The 17,982-nt window shown below is 60.2% G+C and carries 18 protein-coding genes and 7 tRNA genes; 20 read left to right on the top strand and 5 right to left on the bottom strand.

The window, feature by feature from the left end:
- Positions 1-62 precede the first annotated feature (62 nt).
- On the bottom strand, positions 63-950 hold the full coding sequence (locus tag ACUY3D_RS04345; RefSeq protein ID WP_144675086.1) for a TDT family transporter: 888 nt from the start codon (positions 948-950) through the stop codon (positions 63-65).
- 269 nt (positions 951-1,219) lie between these two features.
- Positions 1,220-1,294 (bottom strand) — tRNA-Val (locus tag ACUY3D_RS04340).
- A gap of 356 nt (positions 1,295-1,650) precedes the next feature.
- On the opposite strand from ACUY3D_RS04340, the gene ACUY3D_RS04335 reads away from it, so the two are divergent.
- From ACUY3D_RS04335 to ACUY3D_RS04265, 15 genes are all read left to right on the top strand, one after another.
- A tRNA-Gly gene (locus ACUY3D_RS04335) sits at positions 1,651-1,726 on the top strand.
- 55 nt (positions 1,727-1,781) lie between these two features.
- Positions 1,782-1,853 (top strand) — tRNA-Val (locus ACUY3D_RS04330).
- A gap of 38 nt (positions 1,854-1,891) precedes the next feature.
- A tRNA-Gly gene (locus tag ACUY3D_RS04325) sits at positions 1,892-1,967 on the top strand.
- 31 nt (positions 1,968-1,998) lie between these two features.
- A tRNA-Cys gene (locus tag ACUY3D_RS04320) sits at positions 1,999-2,069 on the top strand.
- Between the two features lie 32 nt (positions 2,070-2,101).
- Positions 2,102-2,173: transfer RNA gene (locus ACUY3D_RS04315), tRNA-Val, on the top strand.
- 44 nt (positions 2,174-2,217) lie between these two features.
- Positions 2,218-2,293: transfer RNA gene (locus ACUY3D_RS04310), tRNA-Gly, on the top strand.
- Between the two features lie 225 nt (positions 2,294-2,518).
- A complete protein-coding gene (locus ACUY3D_RS04305; protein ID WP_448240390.1) occupies positions 2,519-3,106 on the top strand; it encodes a copper resistance CopC family protein in 588 nt (195 codons plus the stop codon).
- Positions 3,107-3,182: 76 nt separating this feature from the next.
- A complete protein-coding gene (locus ACUY3D_RS04300; protein ID WP_448240389.1) occupies positions 3,183-3,866 on the top strand; it encodes a copper chaperone PCu(A)C in 684 nt (227 codons plus the stop codon).
- A 64-nt stretch (positions 3,867-3,930) separates the two neighbouring features.
- Positions 3,931-5,211, top strand: a complete 1,281-nt coding sequence (locus ACUY3D_RS04295; protein WP_070529961.1) for a Dyp-type peroxidase — start codon at positions 3,931-3,933, stop codon at positions 5,209-5,211.
- A 93-nt stretch (positions 5,212-5,304) separates the two neighbouring features.
- A complete protein-coding gene (gene thrS, locus ACUY3D_RS04290) occupies positions 5,305-7,368 on the top strand; it encodes a threonine--tRNA ligase (RefSeq protein WP_070562970.1) in 2,064 nt (687 codons plus the stop codon).
- Positions 7,369-7,374: 6 nt separating this feature from the next.
- The gene (locus tag ACUY3D_RS04285; protein WP_070522237.1) at positions 7,375-7,992 is read left to right on the top strand and encodes an ATP adenylyltransferase; all 618 of its coding nucleotides are present in this window, start codon (positions 7,375-7,377) and stop codon (positions 7,990-7,992) included.
- Positions 7,985-8,620 (top strand): phosphatidylinositol phosphate synthase, encoded by a 636-nt coding sequence (pgsA, locus tag ACUY3D_RS04280; RefSeq protein ID WP_070529965.1) that lies wholly within the window; start codon positions 7,985-7,987, stop codon positions 8,618-8,620. Before ACUY3D_RS04285 ends, pgsA begins: the two co-directional genes overlap by 8 nt.
- A 63-nt stretch (positions 8,621-8,683) precedes the next feature.
- The gene (locus ACUY3D_RS04275; RefSeq protein WP_269948108.1) at positions 8,684-9,586 is read left to right on the top strand and encodes a phosphatidylinositol mannoside acyltransferase; all 903 of its coding nucleotides are present in this window, start codon (positions 8,684-8,686) and stop codon (positions 9,584-9,586) included.
- 18 nt (positions 9,587-9,604) lie between these two features.
- Complete coding sequence (locus ACUY3D_RS04270) at positions 9,605-10,705, top strand: glycosyltransferase family 4 protein (protein ID WP_070562976.1); 1,101 nt, start codon at positions 9,605-9,607, stop codon at positions 10,703-10,705.
- Positions 10,706-11,164: a LemA family protein gene (locus ACUY3D_RS04265; RefSeq protein WP_070563239.1), complete on the top strand. Its 459-nt coding sequence runs from the start codon at positions 10,706-10,708 to the stop codon at positions 11,162-11,164.
- Here the strand turns inward: ACUY3D_RS04265 and ACUY3D_RS04260 are convergent.
- Positions 11,149-12,351, bottom strand: a complete 1,203-nt coding sequence (locus ACUY3D_RS04260) for a glycosyltransferase family protein (protein ID WP_269948109.1) — start codon at positions 12,349-12,351, stop codon at positions 11,149-11,151. The genes ACUY3D_RS04265 and ACUY3D_RS04260 overlap by 16 nt on opposite strands.
- A gap of 52 nt (positions 12,352-12,403) precedes the next feature.
- Entirely contained in the window at positions 12,404-12,886 is a 483-nt protein-coding gene (locus ACUY3D_RS04255) for a DUF3817 domain-containing protein (RefSeq protein WP_143334850.1), read from the bottom strand.
- A 101-nt stretch (positions 12,887-12,987) separates the two neighbouring features.
- Here ACUY3D_RS04255 and ACUY3D_RS04250 point away from each other — a divergent pair, with 101 nt between their 5' ends.
- Positions 12,988-13,854 carry an acyl-CoA thioesterase gene (locus ACUY3D_RS04250; RefSeq protein WP_250224687.1) on the top strand — a complete coding sequence of 289 codons (867 nt, stop codon included), beginning with the start codon at positions 12,988-12,990 and terminating at the stop codon, positions 13,852-13,854.
- 129 nt (positions 13,855-13,983) lie between these two features.
- The gene (locus ACUY3D_RS04245) at positions 13,984-14,739 is read left to right on the top strand and encodes a YebC/PmpR family DNA-binding transcriptional regulator (RefSeq protein WP_269948110.1); all 756 of its coding nucleotides are present in this window, start codon (positions 13,984-13,986) and stop codon (positions 14,737-14,739) included.
- 6 nt (positions 14,740-14,745) lie between these two features.
- On the opposite strand, the gene ACUY3D_RS04240 is transcribed toward ACUY3D_RS04245, so the two are convergent.
- Entirely contained in the window at positions 14,746-15,441 is a 696-nt protein-coding gene (locus tag ACUY3D_RS04240; RefSeq protein WP_448240388.1) for a nitroreductase, read from the bottom strand.
- 156 nt (positions 15,442-15,597) lie between these two features.
- On the opposite strand from ACUY3D_RS04240, the gene ruvC reads away from it, so the two are divergent.
- From ruvC to ruvB, 3 genes are read left to right on the top strand one after another with little or no spacing between them, the layout of a single operon-like run.
- Complete coding sequence (gene ruvC, locus ACUY3D_RS04235) at positions 15,598-16,209, top strand: crossover junction endodeoxyribonuclease RuvC (protein ID WP_070562988.1); 612 nt, start codon at positions 15,598-15,600, stop codon at positions 16,207-16,209.
- Between the two features lie 41 nt (positions 16,210-16,250).
- Positions 16,251-16,859: a Holliday junction branch migration protein RuvA gene (gene ruvA, locus ACUY3D_RS04230; RefSeq protein ID WP_070562990.1), complete on the top strand. Its 609-nt coding sequence runs from the start codon at positions 16,251-16,253 to the stop codon at positions 16,857-16,859.
- A gap of 15 nt (positions 16,860-16,874) precedes the next feature.
- Entirely contained in the window at positions 16,875-17,960 is a 1,086-nt protein-coding gene (gene ruvB, locus ACUY3D_RS04225; RefSeq protein WP_070522109.1) for a Holliday junction branch migration DNA helicase RuvB, read from the top strand.
- Positions 17,961-17,982 lie beyond the last annotated feature (22 nt).

Raw genomic sequence — 17,982 nt, 5'->3', positions numbered from 1 at the left:
CCCCACGGTACCTGAAATGTCGACGACGGCTTAGGGTGTGGGATTGGCCGGAGCGTATGTGATCAGGCGCGTTGGAACTGCCATGTGCCGAAGCGCAGCGCAGAGGCTCCCCAATGCAATAGCAGGAGCACCAATAAAGCAAGGGACAACCGGTGCCAGCCTTCGTCCCAGGAGCCAAGACACAAAGTGCCGACAGGGAATGTGGAGCCCCACCAGCCTGGGCCATAAGGGGCCCACGCGACTACCGCTTGGTAAAAGCAATACATTGCGAATACTACGCAGGGCGCACCAATGATGAACACGATGATGCCGTAGAGGTGGGCGTCAAAAAGCAGCGTCGAGGCCGCCGTTGACTGTCCAACCACGCCGAGCGGGATCCATGCCGTACCCGCAGCCGCCTCGCGCGGCCTATCTTGACGGCGTGCTAAAGACCAATAGCAATAAGCGAACAGCGGAATTGCGGTGATGAACGTGAGGAAGAAGCACAGCTCGCCGGCATAGCGGTAGAACTGCCCGTGATTGATAGCCAGTTGACCCGCGGAAGTCGCCGCCACCATGGGGGAGACCAGCGCCAGCCCCCAAGGAAACGCGGGCTTGTCGTAGTGGTGCTGCTGTTTGAACAACCCCCACAGCTGCCACAGACAGACCACGACCGAAAGCGGTGCGCCAATCCACCAACTTGCCAACTGGAAGGCATCGGTTCCGGTCAGCGCGGTCCATGCCGAGCCGCACGCCAGCAGGCCCATCGTGTACATGCCCCACCCAGCCATATTCTGGTGCCGAGGCGGTTCATTTTTCGTTCCCACGGTAAAAATCACCAGCAGAACAGCTGCGATAAGAGCAAAAACGATTTGGCCTATGCGTAGACCATGCAAACCCGACAAAGTTGACGCAATTGAGGTTCCCATCAAGGAGCCTGCCCAGGCTGGGCCGTACTTTGGCAACTGCACATCTATCACCCTATGCCTGCACGTGTTGCTATTGAACCATTATGGAGTTATCGGGTAACTACGCGCGGGGGCAGGTCCAATATCGTGCAGGCTTTATCAACCATGCCGTGCCCCAACGGGTTGAGCTATCGTGTCTGGCTTTCTTGGCCAGTTTCAGGAACAATGAGAAAATACCCCCGCGTGAACAGATAAATGCGGATTCGTTTTCCGCATAGTATCCACGCGGAGGCTTGTGTTATACGCTGCACGTCTTTTACCTGCAGCTTTAATGGTGGTCCTAGCTGGGATTGAACCAGCGACCTTTCCGGTGTGAACGGAACGCTCTCCCACTGAGCTATAGAACCTCGGTGCAGCACTTAAGGTACACCGCGCGTATGGAAACCCCTAATCGTCCAGCTCAACCGTGCTTTCATTTACTCTGCGTGCATTTATTCTGGTTGGTTGCTCGCGACTGTAAGGGTGTAGTGGCTACTCAGGGCTGTGCGAGAACGGATGGATCTTGGAGTTCTCCCGACAGTACTAGTGTGTTCCTAGTGCAATCATGCGCAATCACTGTAACCGCAGTCTCAATCACATTAATGTAATCCATGCGCTGTTGGATGGTTGGGGATTAGTGCTGTGGGCTGCGGATTTGGAAACTGGGTCGGTGCACGATAAAGTTTCTTCTCGCACCACGGCATACCAGCCGGGTACGTGCAATGCGGATGTAGCGCAGTTGGTAGCGCATCACCTTGCCAAGGTGAGGGTCGCGAGTTCGAGTCTCGTCATCCGCTCCAAGGCTTTCTTGATGCTAGAGGGATTCTCGAGCAAAAAGCCTTGATAAATGGATAAGCGCGATTAGCTCAGTGGGAGAGCGCTTCCCTGACACGGAAGAGGTCACTGGTTCAATCCCAGTATCGCGCACAAGGACTTAGTCCTAGAAACCGGGCCTGGTTTCGAATGCGGATGTAGCGCAGTTGGTAGCGCATCACCTTGCCAAGGTGAGGGTCGCGAGTTCGAGTCTCGTCATCCGCTCCAGCACATGTAGTGTGTGAGGCGGTATCGCCACGGTGGAATGGCCGAGTGGTGAGGCAACGGTCTGCAAAACCGTGCACACGGGTTCGATTCCCGTTTCCACCTCAAAAGCTGGCGCCCAACTTTGGGTGCTGTGAGCGCGTTTAGCTCAGCGGGAGAGCGCTTCCCTGACACGGAAGAGGTCACTGGTTCAATCCCAGTATCGCGCACAGGGAGTTCCTTATGGACTCCGTGACAAACTCCGGTTTGTCGCGCGGATGTAGCGCAGTTGGTAGCGCATCACCTTGCCAAGGTGAGGGTCGCGAGTTCGAGTCTCGTCATCCGCTCCACGTCGAGTGCCCCTCCACTATGGAGGGGCACTTTTCGTTTTTCTTGTTTGCCGGGGTGTATGGCTAGGGGCGGTCCAGGGAACTTTTCCGTCGCGTGCAACGACTACTTGGTAACCTCGCACAATCCGTGCGGGGTAAGGATTGGCTCGAGGATCCCTCCCGGCGATAGGATGAGGGAACCTTCAACCAAAAGTTTCATCAGACCATCAAGGAGTTGTTCTGGACATGCAGCTGCGTCAGGTCACCACAGGGATTGCTGCCGGGGCAGCCTGCCTCGCGGTCGGGCTGTCCGCGCCACTAGCGGCGGCACATGACTCAGTCATAGGCGGCAACGTTGTGAGTGATACGCCGCTGGAGGAATTCCCTCGCGAAATCACGCTGGAATTCTCTGGCATCCCAAAGGACAACTTCAACACCTTCGCCGTGAGTGATAAGACAAGCGGCGACGTGCTCTTTGACGCAACCCCGACCATTGATGGCCGCAACCTCACCGTCGAGGTTCCCCAAGACGTCGAGCCCGGTGATGGTGACTACCAAGTAGGTTTCCGCATTACGTCCTCCGATGGGCACTCCACACTCGGTTCCGTGCCATTTAGCGTGGCCTCCGGGGCTGGGGGAGATAAGATTGCAGATGCTTCTGCCGATGGTGCCAAGGAAGGCGACGATGCACAGGAGTCTCAGGATCCCCTGAGTTCCTTGCCCACCGCGGCCAAATGGATCATTGGTGTAGGAGCGGTTCTCGTCGTCGGCGCAGCCCTTTTCGCCTTCGGAGCAAAGACCCGCCGTTCTGGTGGAGAAGACCCAGAAGGCTAAGCACCACACGGTTCTGATGATGCGAGAGTCAAACCGCATTTTATTTCACTACTGTTACTGCAGAAAGGCATGTCACATGCTGAATTCCCGTATTTTCCTCCGTGCTTCCGTGGTTGCCGTTGCGGCTGCCGGCCTTACACTGGCAAGCTGCTCGACGAGCGAGGAAGATTCCACCGCAGCCCCATCGAGCGCAGCAGCCAGCGCTGAGAAGGACAAGGAAGCAGCGACCAGTGGTTCGGCTTCTTCCTCCGCTGAGTCCGGTGTGACCTTCGAGGATGCTGTCGTGCGCGCCATGGAGAAGGATTCGGATATGACCGCGATCTTCGGCACCCTCCACAATCACACTGACAAGGACATCAACGTGGTTGGCTTCACCTCTTCGGTGAAGGCGGAGCACTACGAGATCCATGAGGTCGTCGATGGCGTCATGAAGGAGAAGGAAGGCGGCTTCGATATCCCCGCCGGCGAATCCGTCGAGCTCGCACCGGGTAGCTTCCACTTCATGCTGATGGGAGTTACAGAGCCCGTTATGGCTGGCGAGACCGCCACACTGACGCTGGAGCTTAGCGACGGCTCAACGGTCGACCTGGGCGACATCCCCGTGCGTTCCATCGGCGCAGGCGACGAGAACTATGGCGATATGGGCGGCATGGAGCACGGCGGCGATATGGACCATGGCGACATGAAGCATGGTGAACACATGGACCACTCAGAGTCCGCAGACATGTCGGGCATGAAGACGGAAGAGCACGCTCGCTAGAAAAGCGTTCTCTGGGCCAAGGTAGGCAAGTTATCGGTTCTCACGAGATAAGGAGACATCAACGATGAGCGGGTTCGAGGAACCTGTCAGCCGGCGTGGATTGCTCGCCGGAAGTGCTGTGGCTGCAAGCGCGGTAGCGCTCGCCGGTTGCGCGAAGGGGGAGGAGTCAGGGCAGTCTTCGGCGGAGTCTGCAGACGCTTCCCAAGCAGCGCAGGCCGGTGATGCCGGAAGCACCGGGCCGGAGCGCCGCGAGGAAACCATGGGTGGCGATATCGTCGCCTTCGATGGCAAGCATCAAGCAGGCATCCAAACCCCGGTCCAGGCGCACGTGGAATTGGTCGGTTTCAACCTGAAGAAGGAGACCACCGCACGCGGCGCGGCCGCACTCATGCGTCTGTGGACGGAGGACGCTCGCCGCCTGTGCACCGGCGAGAACCCGCTGGGTAGCCTCGAGCCTGAATTGTCTACCACCCCGGCAAACCTCACCGTCACGTGCGGTTGGGGAGAAGGATTCTTTGACACGGTGGGCGTCGCCAAGCCCAGCTGGCTGCGAGATATCCAGGACTTTGAACACGATGATTTGCGCCCTGAATGGGGACAGACCGATATCGTCCTACAGATCTGCAGTGATGATGCCTTCACCGCGGCCTATGTACTGCGGCATATGACTCGTGCCGGTAAAGACTACGCCGACGTCGCGTGGATTCAACAGGGGTTTAGCCACGCTTATGGTTCCGCACCGAAGGGAACAACCGCGCGCAACCTTTTTGGGCAAAAAGACGGCACGGTCAACCCGCGAAGCGATGAAGATTTCAATGAGCAAGTGTGGATCGAGGACGGCCCCTTTGCCGGCGGCAGCGCCATGGTGGTTCGCCGCATCCACATGAACCTCGATACGTGGGAGCAACTTGATCGTGCTGCACGTGAAAACGCTACAGGTCGAGCGCTCGATACCGGCGCACCTCTAGGTGGCAAGGACGAGTTCGACGAGGTTGACCTGGACGCGCGAAACGAGTTTGGCCTCAAGGCTATTGATGAAAACTCGCATGTCGCCCGGGCACATCCTCCGGTCGACTCACCTCATCAGAAGCTGCTGCGCCGTCCGTATAACTACAACCTTCCGCCTTCCCCGGAGACCACCAAGCGCGGTGAACTCAGCAACGCTGGATTGATCTTCATTTGCTACCAGAAGGATCCTACGGCCCAGTTCGAGCCCATCCAGGCGCGCCTCGACAAAGCGGATCGCCTCAACGAGTGGATTACCCACATCGGCTCGGCCGTGTACTACATGCCTGCCGGAACTGAGGGCGAAACCTTTTGGGGCGAATCGCTCATCCGCAGTTAAGAGGGGTAGACTAAGCCGCTGTAACTTTCTCGTTGAGCGCTGCTCGGCCAGGTATGTCGAGCGGCGCGTGAGCGCAAAGGAGCGCAACAAGTCATGGCGGAAATGATTCCAGCAGTCCCGGTGAACTACGAGCCGATCACGGTCCCGGCCGGTACTGCCGTGGGAGCAGCGATGCGCGAGCATGAGCTGCCCAACAAGGGCCCCGAAGCAGTAGTCGTCGTCCGCGGCGCCGACGGTACTCTCTACGACCTTTCCCACACGCCGGACACTGACGCCGAGTTCACTCCGGTTGCTGCCTGCGAGGAAGACGGCCGCGCCGTTATTCGCCACTCCTGTGGGCACGTCATGGCCCAGGCCGTGCAGGCGGAGTTCCCCGGCACCAAGCTGGGCATTGGCCCGGCCATCGAGAACGGCTTCTACTTCGACTTCCAGACCGCAGAGCCCTTCACTCCGGAGGACCTCAAGGCCATTGAGAAGCGCATGAAGAAGATCATCAAGGGTGGCCAGCGCTTCGAGCGCCACGTCTACTCCTCCCCGGAGGAAGCGGAGCAGGCGCTTGCTGCCGAGCCGTTTAAGCTCGAGCTGGTCCAGGACAAGGGCAACGTGGACCCTGATTCCGATGAGGCCGCCGAGGTTGGTGCCGGCGATCTGACCCACTATGACAACGTCAACCCGCGCACCGGCGAGGTGGAGTGGTTTGACCTCTGCCGCGGTCCGCACGTGCCGACCACCAAGTACATCCCGGCATTCACTCTGACGCGTTCCTCTGCTGCCTACTGGCGCGGTGACCAGTCCAAGGCTGGCCTGCAGCGCATTTATGGCACTGCTTTCGAATCCAAGGAAGCTCTTGAGTCCTACAAGACCATGGTGGAAGAGGCAGAAAAGCGTGACCACCGCCGCTTGGGTGCCGAGCTGGACCTGTTCTCCTTCCCGGATGAGATCGGTTCCGGTTTCCCGGTATTCCACCCCAATGGCGCTACCGTGCGCATGGAGATGGAAGAGCACTCCCGCCGCCGCCACATCGCTGATGGCTACTCTTTCGTGTCCACCCCGCACCTGACCAAGGGAGACCTCTTCAAGAAATCCGGCCACCTGGACTTCTACGCGGATGGCATGTTCCCGCCGATGCAGCTCGATGGCGAGTGGGATGAGGACGGCAATTGCACCAAGCAGCCGCAGGACTACTACGCCAAGCCGATGAACTGCCCGATGCACAACCTCATCTTCGCTTCTCGTGGCCGCTCGTACCGCGAGCTGCCGCTGCGCCTCTTCGAGTTCGGTACGGTGTACCGCTACGAAAAGTCCGGCGTTGTTCATGGTCTGACTCGCGCCCGTGGCTTCACCCAGGATGACTCCCACATCTACTGCACCCCTGAGCAGCTCGAAGATGAACTGACCAAGGTTCTGGAGTTCATCATTTCTCTGCTCAAGGACTACGGCTTGGACGACTTCTACCTGGAGCTGTCCACCAAGGATCCGAATAAGTACGTCGGCTCTGATGAGATCTGGGAGCGCTCGACGGCTATTCTGCAGTCCGTGGCGGAGAAGTCCGGTCTTGAGCTGGTTCCGGACCCAGCGGGCGCGGCCTTCTATGGCCCGAAGATCTCTGTCCAGGCTCGCGATGCCATCGGCCGTACCTGGCAGATGTCCACCGTGCAGCTGGACTTCAACCTGCCGGAGCGCTTCGAGCTGGAGTACACGGCGTCGGATGGCAGCAAGCAACGCCCGATCATGATTCACCGCGCGCTCTTCGGTTCCATTGAGCGCTTCTTCGGCGTGCTGCTGGAGCACTACGCCGGCGCCTTCCCGGCATGGCTGGCCCCGCACCAGGTGGTGGGCATCCCGGTGGCGGATACCTTCGCCCCGCACCTCGAGAAGGTATGCGCCGAGCTGCGCTCCCGCGGCCTGCGCGCTGACGTCGATACTTCCGACGACCGCATGCAGAAGAAGATCCGCAATCACACCACTGGCAAGGTCCCGTTCATGTTGCTGGCGGGCGAGCGCGACGTTGAGGCAGACGCCGTGTCCTTCCGCTTCCTTGACGGCACGCAAGTTAACGGCGTGCCCGTGGAAGCTGCAGTCAACGTCATCGAGGCTTGGGTGCGTGAGCGCAACAACGATCAACCGACCAAGGAAACCATCGCCGAGCGTGTCTAGGTGCAGATGCATCTAGACAGAGCTGAGAAAGGGAGCACACACAGAGTGGGAGAGTACGTCGATACCGGCCTGGGAACCCCCGACCGCTTAGAGCGCCTGTGGGCGCCGTACCGTATGAGCTACATCAAGCGTGAGGGCGGCGCCGGCGACGTGCCAAAGGAAGCCCGTAACCCGTTCGTGGAGATCCCACAGATGTCCGACGAGGACGGGCTCATCGTTGCCCGCGGTGAGCTTGTCTATTGCGTGCTCAACCTTTATCCCTATAACGCCGGCCACATGATGGTCATCCCGTACCGCCAGGAATCTGAGCTGGAAAACCTCACCGAGGAGGAGTCCCGCGAGCTCTTCCAGTTTGCCCAGGCCGCCATCCGGGTCCTGAAGAAGGTGTCCGGCCCCGATGCCGTCAACGCCGGTTTTAACCTGGGGCGGGCCTCGGGCGGATCGGTGGGGCAGCACCTGCACATGCACATCGTTCCGCGTTGGAGCGGAGATTCAAACTTCATGACTATTGTGGATGGCGTTAAAGTGCTGCCGCAGCTCCTCAAAGACACCCGTTCCCTTCTTGCTCAGGGATGGGCGGAGCTCGCCGCCGAAGGAATCATCTCAGGAGAAGCGCATGCTTAGTGTTCACGGGCGCAAACCCGCCGCCGTGGTTGTGGTCCCGGTGGCCAAGCTCTTCCTCAAGATGGGCCTGACCCCGAATATCGTCACCATTGTGGGAACGATCGTCACCATTGCCATATCGGTCATCCTCATCCCACTTGATCACCTCTTTGCCGCCGCGCTGTTGTCGGGTCTCTTCGCGGCCTTCGACATGCTCGACGGCACGATGGCGCGCCTGACCACGGGTGGATCCAACTTCGGTGCTACTCTCGACGCCTCCTGCGACCGCATTACCGACGGTGCCTTGTTCGCGGCGATCGCTTACTGGATGGTGTACGTCGATAACGCTCACCCCATCAACTTCGCCGCCTGCATGGTGGTGCTGGTTAGTTCCCAGGTCATCTCTTATGTCAAGGCGCGCGGCGAGGCTTCTGGTTTCAAGATGGTTGGCGGACTCGTCGAGCGCCCAGAGCGCCTCATCCTAGGACTCGGCGGCGTGGGGTTGGAAGGTTTGGGCGTGCCTTATGCGCTGGAAGTCGCCCTGTGGCTGCTGGCGGTGGGGTCTATCTTCACCATTTACCAACGCATGCGCCAAGCGGGGCGTCAGGACACCAAGGCGCGTTTCAAGAAGGAACTGAAGCACCTATAGCTCAACACCCGCTCCCACCGGAAGGTACCGTGCCCCCGGCCCGCACAGAAAGGCTCCTGAACCGTGGCTCTACTGGATCGTGACCGGCTGACCGCCGCCGCCTACATCGCGTGCTGGAAGGTCGTGCGCTTCCTCCCGCAGCCGCTCGCTGCTTGGCTCTTCGAGCGGGGCGCGGACTGGGCTAGCGACAACGGCAAGGGCATGGAGCAGCTGCGCCAGAACTTGAGCCGGGTTGTTGGGCCCGAAAACGTCACGCGGGAGCTGGTGCGGAACTCGATGCGCTCCTACATGCGCTACTGGCTCGAGGCCTTCCGCTTGCCGGCCATCCACTCGGACCCTGAACTGCAGAAGCGGTTGCTGGCTGGCCTGCGTGGCAAGGAGTACTCGGATGAGTCGGTGGCATCTGGGCGCGGGGTGATTTTTGCGCTGCCGCACTCAGGAAACTGGGACATGGCGGGCGTCTTCTGTGTGGGCCACTATGGCGGCTTTACTACGGTGGCTGAGCGCTTAAAGCCGGAGGCGCTTTTCGATGCCTTCGTGGACTACCGCGAGAGCCTCGGATTCACTGTTCTGCCGCTGACAGGAGGCAGCTCTTCGCCTTATCCGCGCCTCAAGGATGCCTTGGAACGGGGCGGGGTTGTGTGTTTGCTGTCCGAGCGTGATCTCACGCGCACCGGCGTGCCCGTAGACTTCATGGGCGAAGAAGCCAACGTTGCCGCCGGCCCCGCCCAACTCGCCATTGAAACAGGGGCGGCTCTCCACGTCGTGCACTCGTGGTTCGACGGCAAGGGCTGGGGGCTTTCCGTCAGCCCCGAGGTTGAGGTCACGACTCTTCAGGAGACGTGCCAGTGCCTCGCGGACGGCTTCGCAGAAAACATCCGGGCGCACCCCGAAGATTGGCACATGTTGCAACCGCACTGGAATGCGGACGTCGAGCGCCGGCGCGCTGCTCGCCACAAGAAGTAGAAAGGCAGAACACACTCCATGCGCATAGGTATTATCTGCCCCTATTCCTTCGACGAACCCGGCGGGGTTCAGGCCCACATCCTTGACCTAGCCACTGTCTTCATTGAGCAGGGGCACCACGTGGAGGTGCTGGGGCCGGCGTCGACAAGCACGCAGGTGCCCAGCTTTGTGCGCAAGGGTGGCTGGGCCGTGCCAATTACCTATAACGGCTCGGTGGCTCGCTTGTCTATCGGACCGCACGTGCGCCGAAACATCAAGCGCTTCATTCGCGAGGGAAACTTCGACATCCTACACATCCACGAGCCGAATTCCCCGAGCTATTCCATGGCTGCGCTGGCAGCGGCACGTGGCCCTATTGTGGCGACGTACCATGCTTCGGCATCAAGCTCCGTGGCGCTGACCCTGGCCAAACCTTTCCTGCGCCCGTACCTGGAAAAGATCCGGGGAGGCATTGCGGTCTCAGAGATGGCTCGCCGCTGGCAGGTAGAGCAGTTGGGTGGTGACCCCGTGCTCATTCCCAATGGGGTAGATACCTCTGTATATGCGCGCGAGCGTGCTTGTGCCGAGCATAAAGAGAATGATTCAGAGATTGAGATCGTGTTCTTGGGGCGTCTCGATGAGCCGCGAAAGGGCCTGGACATTCTTCTTGAGGCCCTCACCCTGCTCCCAGAGAAGGTGCGCGTGACAGTCATGGGCGGCGGTCATCCGCGGAGCGTTCCGGGAGTCGACTTTGTGGGGCGCGTCAGCGATGCCGAGAAAGCGGCCATCTTAGGGCGCGCCGATATCTACGTGGCTCCCAACACCGGCGGCGAGAGCTTCGGCATCGTTCTGGTTGAGGCAATGGCAGCTGGCTGTGCAGTGGTGGCTTCGGATTTAGAGGCCTTCGCTGCAGTGTGCAATGCCGACTCGGAAGAACCTGCTGGTGCCTTGTTCAGAACCGGCGACGCCACGGACTTGGCGCGCGTGCTGCAGGATGTAGTGAACGATACGGACAAGCGACAGGCCTTGATCAAGGCAGGGGTGGAGCGCGCCCGCGACTACGATTGGGATCATGTGGCCGCTGCCGTCATGCGCGTGTACGAGACGGTGGCGGATGGCACGAAAGTGCGGGTGTCTTAAATGCCCATTGAAGTTGTCATTGCTCTTGCCGTCCTCCTCATCCTGGGGATGTGGGCGCTCTATACGGCGCAGCGGCTGAACTCCCTCCATATCCGCACAGACGCGGCCCTGGCTCAGCTTGAGGCCACGCTGGATCGCCGCGCGGCGGTGGTTAGCGCGCTAGCTCCCGAGCTTGAGGGCATTGCGGCGCGCGCAGAGGCGACGGAGCTTGCGCAGGGGAGTTTCGATGAACGGGCCACCCGGGAGCGTGAGCTGTCGGCGGCCATCGCACAGCGCTTTGAAGCGCGTCCGGCCGTGCTTGCCGACGCCGAAGGGCGCATCCACTTAGCTCACCGCTTCTACAACGAGGCGGTCAGCGATACCCGCGCGCTGCGCCTGCGCCCGGCCGTAAAGCTGCTGCGCTTGGGAGGCACGGCGAAGCTGCCGGAGTATTTCGAGCTGAGTCAAATTGAGGTGTGATCCACCTGGGACTGTTGAGCCCGCGCCACGCGGGACTCGAGGGAGTACCAGTACAGAGCAAAAGCGGTCATCGCCAAGATAAGGAGGTTGCGCAACACGAGTGCGTACACCGGGTTGAGGTTTTCGCCCACAAAGAACCAGATGTAGTCATAGCCATAGGGATAGATGACGGTTCCCAGGGCAGCTGTTCCCACGGCGAGTACCGCCATGATGGCGCGCACCCCAGCGATATTAGCGGCCTTGTGCCGCTGAGCAGCAGACTCCACGGGGACGGGGGAGCGGAGAGCCACCGCCAGAATCGGCCCAAGCCACACGATATATTGCGGAGAAAAGACCTTATTCGTCGCCATGAGCAGCAGGATTGCCGCGATGAAGAAAACAAGTGTGGAGCGTGAGCTCCAGCCGCCGCGCAGAAAGCGAACGAGCGCTACTGCAATGATCCAGAGGAGTGCGGCGCCCATCGCGATGGTGCTCACAGTAATCGCCGTATCGACACCAGGCCCGGAGATCTCAAAGCTTTTCGACGCCGCGTATTCCATCCTCCACACTCCAGGCTGGTGATGGGCTTGGTAGACGAACCAGGTGGCGGCCAGAGATTCAATCTGGAGGCCGCGCTGACCTTGATACGTCAGAGGAGAGAGCAACCTATCCACACCGGCTATCGCAGCTACGCCGAGGCAGAGGGCGGCGAGGCTTCCGAAAAAAGCGGCCAGCCGCTGCCAAGTACCACGAGAGGTTGCGCGTCCGACGAGCCCGGCAGCGAGGACCCCGGGCCACAGCTTGGCTGCGGTGGCCCAGGCCAACAAAGCCGAGGCAAGACGCGGGCGGGTGGCCAGAAGTGCGCCCGCACCGGCGACGAGCAAGGCGGGATAGAGGTCTAGCCGCCACGTGAAAACGTGGCCTGCCGCGGTGCCGAAAAACACCCAAAACCATCCGGCGCTATACGCTGCGGGGTTGTCGCGGTGATGGCGCAGGAGGAGGGTGAGGAAGGTGGCGTCGGCAAGCAACACCATGGCCGTAAAGCCGATAGCATAGCGTTCAAAGTCGTAGCCAGTAAGCCACGCGAGCAGGACGCTGGGCCAGGTTCCGACCTGCGGATACTCCGTCATGTCTTGAGGATTATCGCCAAAGACGCCCTCGAGGTAATACCGAACGTCTCCGAGCGGGTCCGTGTCGTTGACGAGCATGTAAACGAGGAGAAGGCGCGCCAGGACCCAGCCTGCCCAAATGCTTGGAGTTTTAGCGATTATTTTCAATGGCGGACTCTACGTCAACGGGTGGTCCCAACATGAGCAGGATACTAAACACTACGGCGACGACGAGTAGCGCGATGAGCGCGCTGCGCACCGGGTGGCGGATGGCCTGTGCCAAAACCGAATCGAAGAAGCCGTGTGGCTGTGCGTCGTCGGCAAAGCGCCACGGCCCATCAACGAGTCCGCGCCGAGATACCCAGACCGCAAAGGGCAGCGCCGCGAAGGGGATGACGGTCACTACCAGGCCCAGGATTCCAACCCCCACAGGCCAGCGGTTGTTGATCCACACCAGGGCCGTCATGAGCAGGAAGCAGAGGAAGCCGAAGCCGTGGATGCCACCTGCAATCGGTGTGAGCGCCTCGGTGGTGCCGGAGTATTTGAGGATCATGGAGAGGATCAGCAGACCCCACGTGATCATTTCTAGGTAGGCGGCCACGCGGTGCACGCTGTGCGGGGTGGTTGAAGTCATGCGGAACATAGTACGCAACTCCCAGGAGCAGATCAGCTCGTGAGTAGGATGGTCGGAGTGAGTGTGGCGGGCGCCATAACGGCGATGGAATTGGAGTAAAGATGGCATCGGTGGCTCAGGCAGTCGATATCGAGAGGATAGGCGAGGACGAATTTCGCGCACCCGCGGTTCCCTCGCTCATCGCTCGCACCTTTGGGGGACAAACCATGGCGCAAGCGCTTCGGGCGGCGCAGCTCACCGTCGACGATAAGTTGGCGCATTCTATGCATTGCTACTTCGTGGGGCCTGGTGACTCCAGTGTGCCCACAACCATCCGCGTGGAGCGGATACGGGATGGCCGCTCTTTTGCACATCGCCACGTGCGCGTCTACCAAAGGGACCGCATGATTTTCATGCTCAGCGCCGGTTTCCACGCGTCAGGCGATGTTGGCCCGGAGCATCAGGCAGACATGCCGCAGGTGCCGCCGCCGGAGAGCATTACAGAATCCCCGTACTCCACCCGGATCATCTTGAAGGAGTGGGAAGACTGGGACGTGAGGCTGGTCCCCGACGCATCCCGCGATGCCGTCGCCGCGGAAACCACGGGCGCTGGGTTTCGAAATATCTGGTTCCGTAATACGGGTGCCCTGCTTGCCGACGCCTCCGATCCGTCCCTCCATCAAGCGGCGCTGCTCTACATGTCCGACATGACGTTGATTCGCTCAGCGCTGCTCCCGCACCAAGGGGAGAGGATCCAACTAGCCAGCTTGGATCATTCATTGTGGTTCTTGCGTCCGGCCCGGGTCGATGAATGGATGTTGTACTCGCAGTCGAGTCCCTCAGCGCAGACCGGGACTGGTCTTGCACAGGGCAAGATCTTCAACCAACGCGGGGAGCTACTCGCGGTGGCCATGCAGGAGGGGCTGACACGGACCATGCATCCTGAAAGTGAAGGCACCAGCGCCAACGGCAATTGGCAAAATGTGTGATGCTACAGCGAACCGACAGTTAGGAATGAGGCTTCCACGCGTACCCCTGTGCGGAGGTACGTGGCGTGAGGCCGTATAATTGCACCAGTTTCTAGCAATTTATTGCACAGCCATATCGAAAGGGATGACATGTCAGGCCACTCCAAATGGGCAACGACTAAGCACAAGAAGGCTGCCAACGATGCCAAGCGCGGCAAGGAATTTGCCAAGCTGATTAAGAATATCGAGGTAGCGGCCCGCACCGGCGGCGGCGACCCGGCGGCGAATCCCACCCTCGATGACATGATTAAGAAGGCCAAGAAGGCCTCCGTTCCGAACGACAACATTGAGCGTGCCCGCAAGCGCGGCTCCGGCGAAGAGGCCGGCGGCGCAGATTGGGAGACCATCATGTACGAGGGCTACGGCCCCAACGGCGTGGCCATGCTCATCGAGTGCCTGACGGATAACCGCAACCGCGCAGCCACCGACGTTCGTACTGCGATGTCCAAGAACGGCGGCAACCTCGGCGAGTCCGGTTCCGTTGCGTACATGTTCTCCCGCACCGGCTTGGTCATGGTGGAGAAGGGTGAGCTTAGCGAAGATGACATCCTGCTCGCTGTGCTGGAAGCTGGTGCCGACGAAGTCAACGACAACGGCGAGAAGTTCGAGATCACCTGTGCACCGGGTGATGTTCCGGCCGTGCGCGAGGCCCTTGTTGCTGCTGACATCGAAGTTGATGACACCGACACCGATTTCCGCGCGTCCGTTGAGGTTCCGCTGCAGGCAAATGATGCCCGCAAGATCTTCCGCCTCATCGATGCGCTTGAGGATTCGGACGATGTCCAGAACGTCTACACCAACATGGACCTCAGCGATGAGGTCCTCGCTGAGCTCGACGAGGACTAAAGGCTTCTAGCTGAGCTTAAGGCCTTCCAGGCCATGTACCGTCACCGTCTCTGATAACGGCGCGCGCCCAGGGGCAGTCTTGAACACAGGGCTGGATTCATCGGCCACGCCGAAGGTGAGGGCGGTGACGAGCTTGTACTCCTCGTCCACCCCGAGGAATTCACGGACCGTGGGCGCGAGGAGTGAAATCATGCCCTGTGGAACACCGTGGTAGCCGTGTGCCTGCAGCGAGAGCAAAAAGTTCTCAGCATAGGTGCCTTGATCGAAGGCAGCGCGAATGCGATCACCCAGCGGTGGAATGAAAAGCAGCGCCGCGTGCGGGGCGCCGAAGAAGCGAAGGTTTTCGCGGATAAACTCCGTGCGCGCCTCTTTATCCTCGCGCGCAATGCCGAGCAGCCCGTACATCTTGGCGGCGAGCTGCTGCGAGGGCTGCGGGTGGACTCCCTGACCATAGTCAATAGTGAAGTCTGGATTAATTCCGTTCCTATCGAACTCCGCGATCAGCGCGGCGCTTAATTCTTTCAAAGCAGCGCCGCCCACGAGGTGTACGTTCCACGGTTGAGTGTTGGAATTGGAAGGTGCGGATTGGGCGTCGATAAGCACCTGCTTGATGACCTCAGTGGGGATGGGATCCGGCAGGAACGCCCGCGGGGAATGACGGGATCGGATAAAGCCTGAATAGTCATTTGGTTGTTGAGACATGCGCGCCACTCTACCCGCGGTGATGAAGAGGAAGCAGATGGGATGGGCCTGACTGATTTGGCAGGCATCGTTCGCAGGGCGCTGATTGCGCTAGAACACATGTGTGTACACTATGCCCCAGGCAAGTGAGTTCATCAGTAGGGCGAGGAGGCGGCCGTGAATTTGGAAGGGCTGCGCGTCATGGGGATTGATCCTGGATTGACGCGCTGCGGCCTGTCCGTTGTCCAAGCAGGACGTGGGCGCGCGGTTATTCCCATCGCAGTAGGTGTCGTGCGCACCCCCAGTGACAAAGAGTTGGGGGAACGCCTGAAGCGGCTATCTGTGGCGGTGAGGGAATGGATGGATGACTACCAGCCGCATGTCGTGGCGCTCGAGCGCGTATTCGAACGCGGCCAAGTGTCAACCGTCATGCAGACCGCTCATGCCGTCGGAGTCTTGGTGCTCGCGGCAGCAGAGCGCGATATTCCTGTGCACATGTACACGCCCTCCGAGGTCAAGAAGGCGATTTCAGGAAATGGGCGCGCTGACAAGAAACAGATGACGGCCATGATTACCCGTATCTTGGGGCTGAGTGAGGCCCCCAAGCCGGCTGATGCGGCGGATGCTTTGGCCCTTGCGGTCTGTCACTGCTGGCGTGCTCCAGCGCTGGCATGGATGAGCGGCGGTGACACGAGCGCCGGCATAGGGGCGGGCGCACGAACAAGCGGGGTACGGGGTTCTTCACCGCGTACCGCGTCTGTCTCTCGCGCGGCAAAGTCAACCTCTTAAGCTAACTGGCATAACCCTTCGAACCAAGGAATTTTTATTTAATGATTGCATCTCTGCGCGGAACAGTACTCGACATCCAGCTTGATCACGCCGTGCTCGAATGTGCCGGCGTGGGCTATAAGGTCCTTGCCACCCCGGCCACGTTGGGGACGCTCCAGCGCGGTGAAGAGGCCAGGGTTATGACTACGCTCGTGGTGAAGGAAGACTCGATGACGCTGTACGGCTTCACGAGCCACGATGACCGCGACATGTTCCACGTGCTCCAGACCGTTTCTGGGTTGGGGCCAAAACTGGCCCTGGCCGCCCTGTCGGTGATGAGCGCCGGCGATTTAGCTCAGGCGATTGCGGGGGAGGAGACAGCACGCCTGCAAAAGATTCCGGGTGTGGGCAAACGAGTTGCACAACGATTGATTCTTGAGCTCAAGGACAAGGTTCAAGCTTTTGCTTCTGTGGATGGCGGAGATTCTTCGGTTGCTGCGCAGACCGCGTCCGGACCGGTTGTTGAGGATGTTGTTGAGGCGCTCGTCGGGTTGGGCTTTACGGACAAGATGGCTCGCCCGGTGGTGGAATCAGTTGTGGCTGAAAAACCTGAGGCGGCGACACCAGTGGTGCTGCGCGCAGCACTCAGCAAGCTGGGGTCCAAAAAATAGGGGAGAGTGGGTGACATGTCAGACGTAGAACGCACAGAATTCTCACTGCCGGACGGGGTGGAGCTTAACTCTCCACTCCAGCGCAACCAGGATATGGATGCCACCGAGCAACAGGGCGAGCACGATATTGAGCGCTCGTTGCGTCCGAAGTCGCTCGGCGAGTTCATTGGCCAGCCTAAGGTGCGCGAGCAGCTATCCCTTGTGCTTAATGGAGCGAAAAATCGCGGCGTAACGCCAGATCACGTGTTGCTATCCGGCCCTCCCGGACTGGGCAAGACGACGATGGCGATGATCATCGCCCAAGAGCTGGGAAGCTCGCTTCGTATGACCTCGGGGCCTGCTCTGGAGCGAGCAGGTGACCTAGCAGCCATGTTGTCGAATTTGATGGAGGGCGATGTGCTCTTCATCGACGAGATTCACCGCATCGCCCGCCCGGCTGAGGAAATGCTCTACATGGCGATGGAGGATTTCCGCATTGATGTCATCGTGGGCAAGGGCCCGGGGGCTACCTCTATCCCGTTGGAAATTCCGCCTTTTACCCTGGTGGGGGCAACTACTCGCGCCGGAATGCTGACCGGGCCGTTGCGTGATCGCTTCGGGTTCACCGCGCAAATGGAGTACTACGATACCGAGGACCTCACCCAGGTCATCACCCGCGCAGCGCGAATCTTGGAGGTTGACATTGACCAAGATGCTGCGGTGGAGATTGGATCTCGGTCGCGCGGAACTCCGCGAATTGCCAACCGCCTCCTGCGCCGCGTCCGTGACTACGCCGAGGTCAATGGGGATGGTCACATCAATGTTGGCGCAGCACAAGCAGCGCTGCGGGTTTTTGATGTGGACGAACGTGGGCTGGACCGCCTTGACCGTGCGGTACTCGAGGCTCTCATTAAAGGGCACGGCGGTGGCCCCGTGGGTGTCAATACTCTGGCCATCGCGGTGGGCGAGGAGCCGTCGACAGTGGAGGAGGTGTGCGAGCCCTACCTCGTGCGCGCGGGGATGATCTCGCGAACGGGCAGAGGCCGTGTTGCGACTGCAGCGGCATGGCACCACCTAGGGCTTGAGGCGCCCGAGGGAACTGTGGGCGGGACGCTCTTCTAATTGGCCCGGAGACGGGGAGGTC

The sequence above is a fragment of the Corynebacterium guaraldiae genome (assembly GCF_053480195.1).
This window is presented reverse-complemented; position numbering and strand designations above follow the sequence as displayed.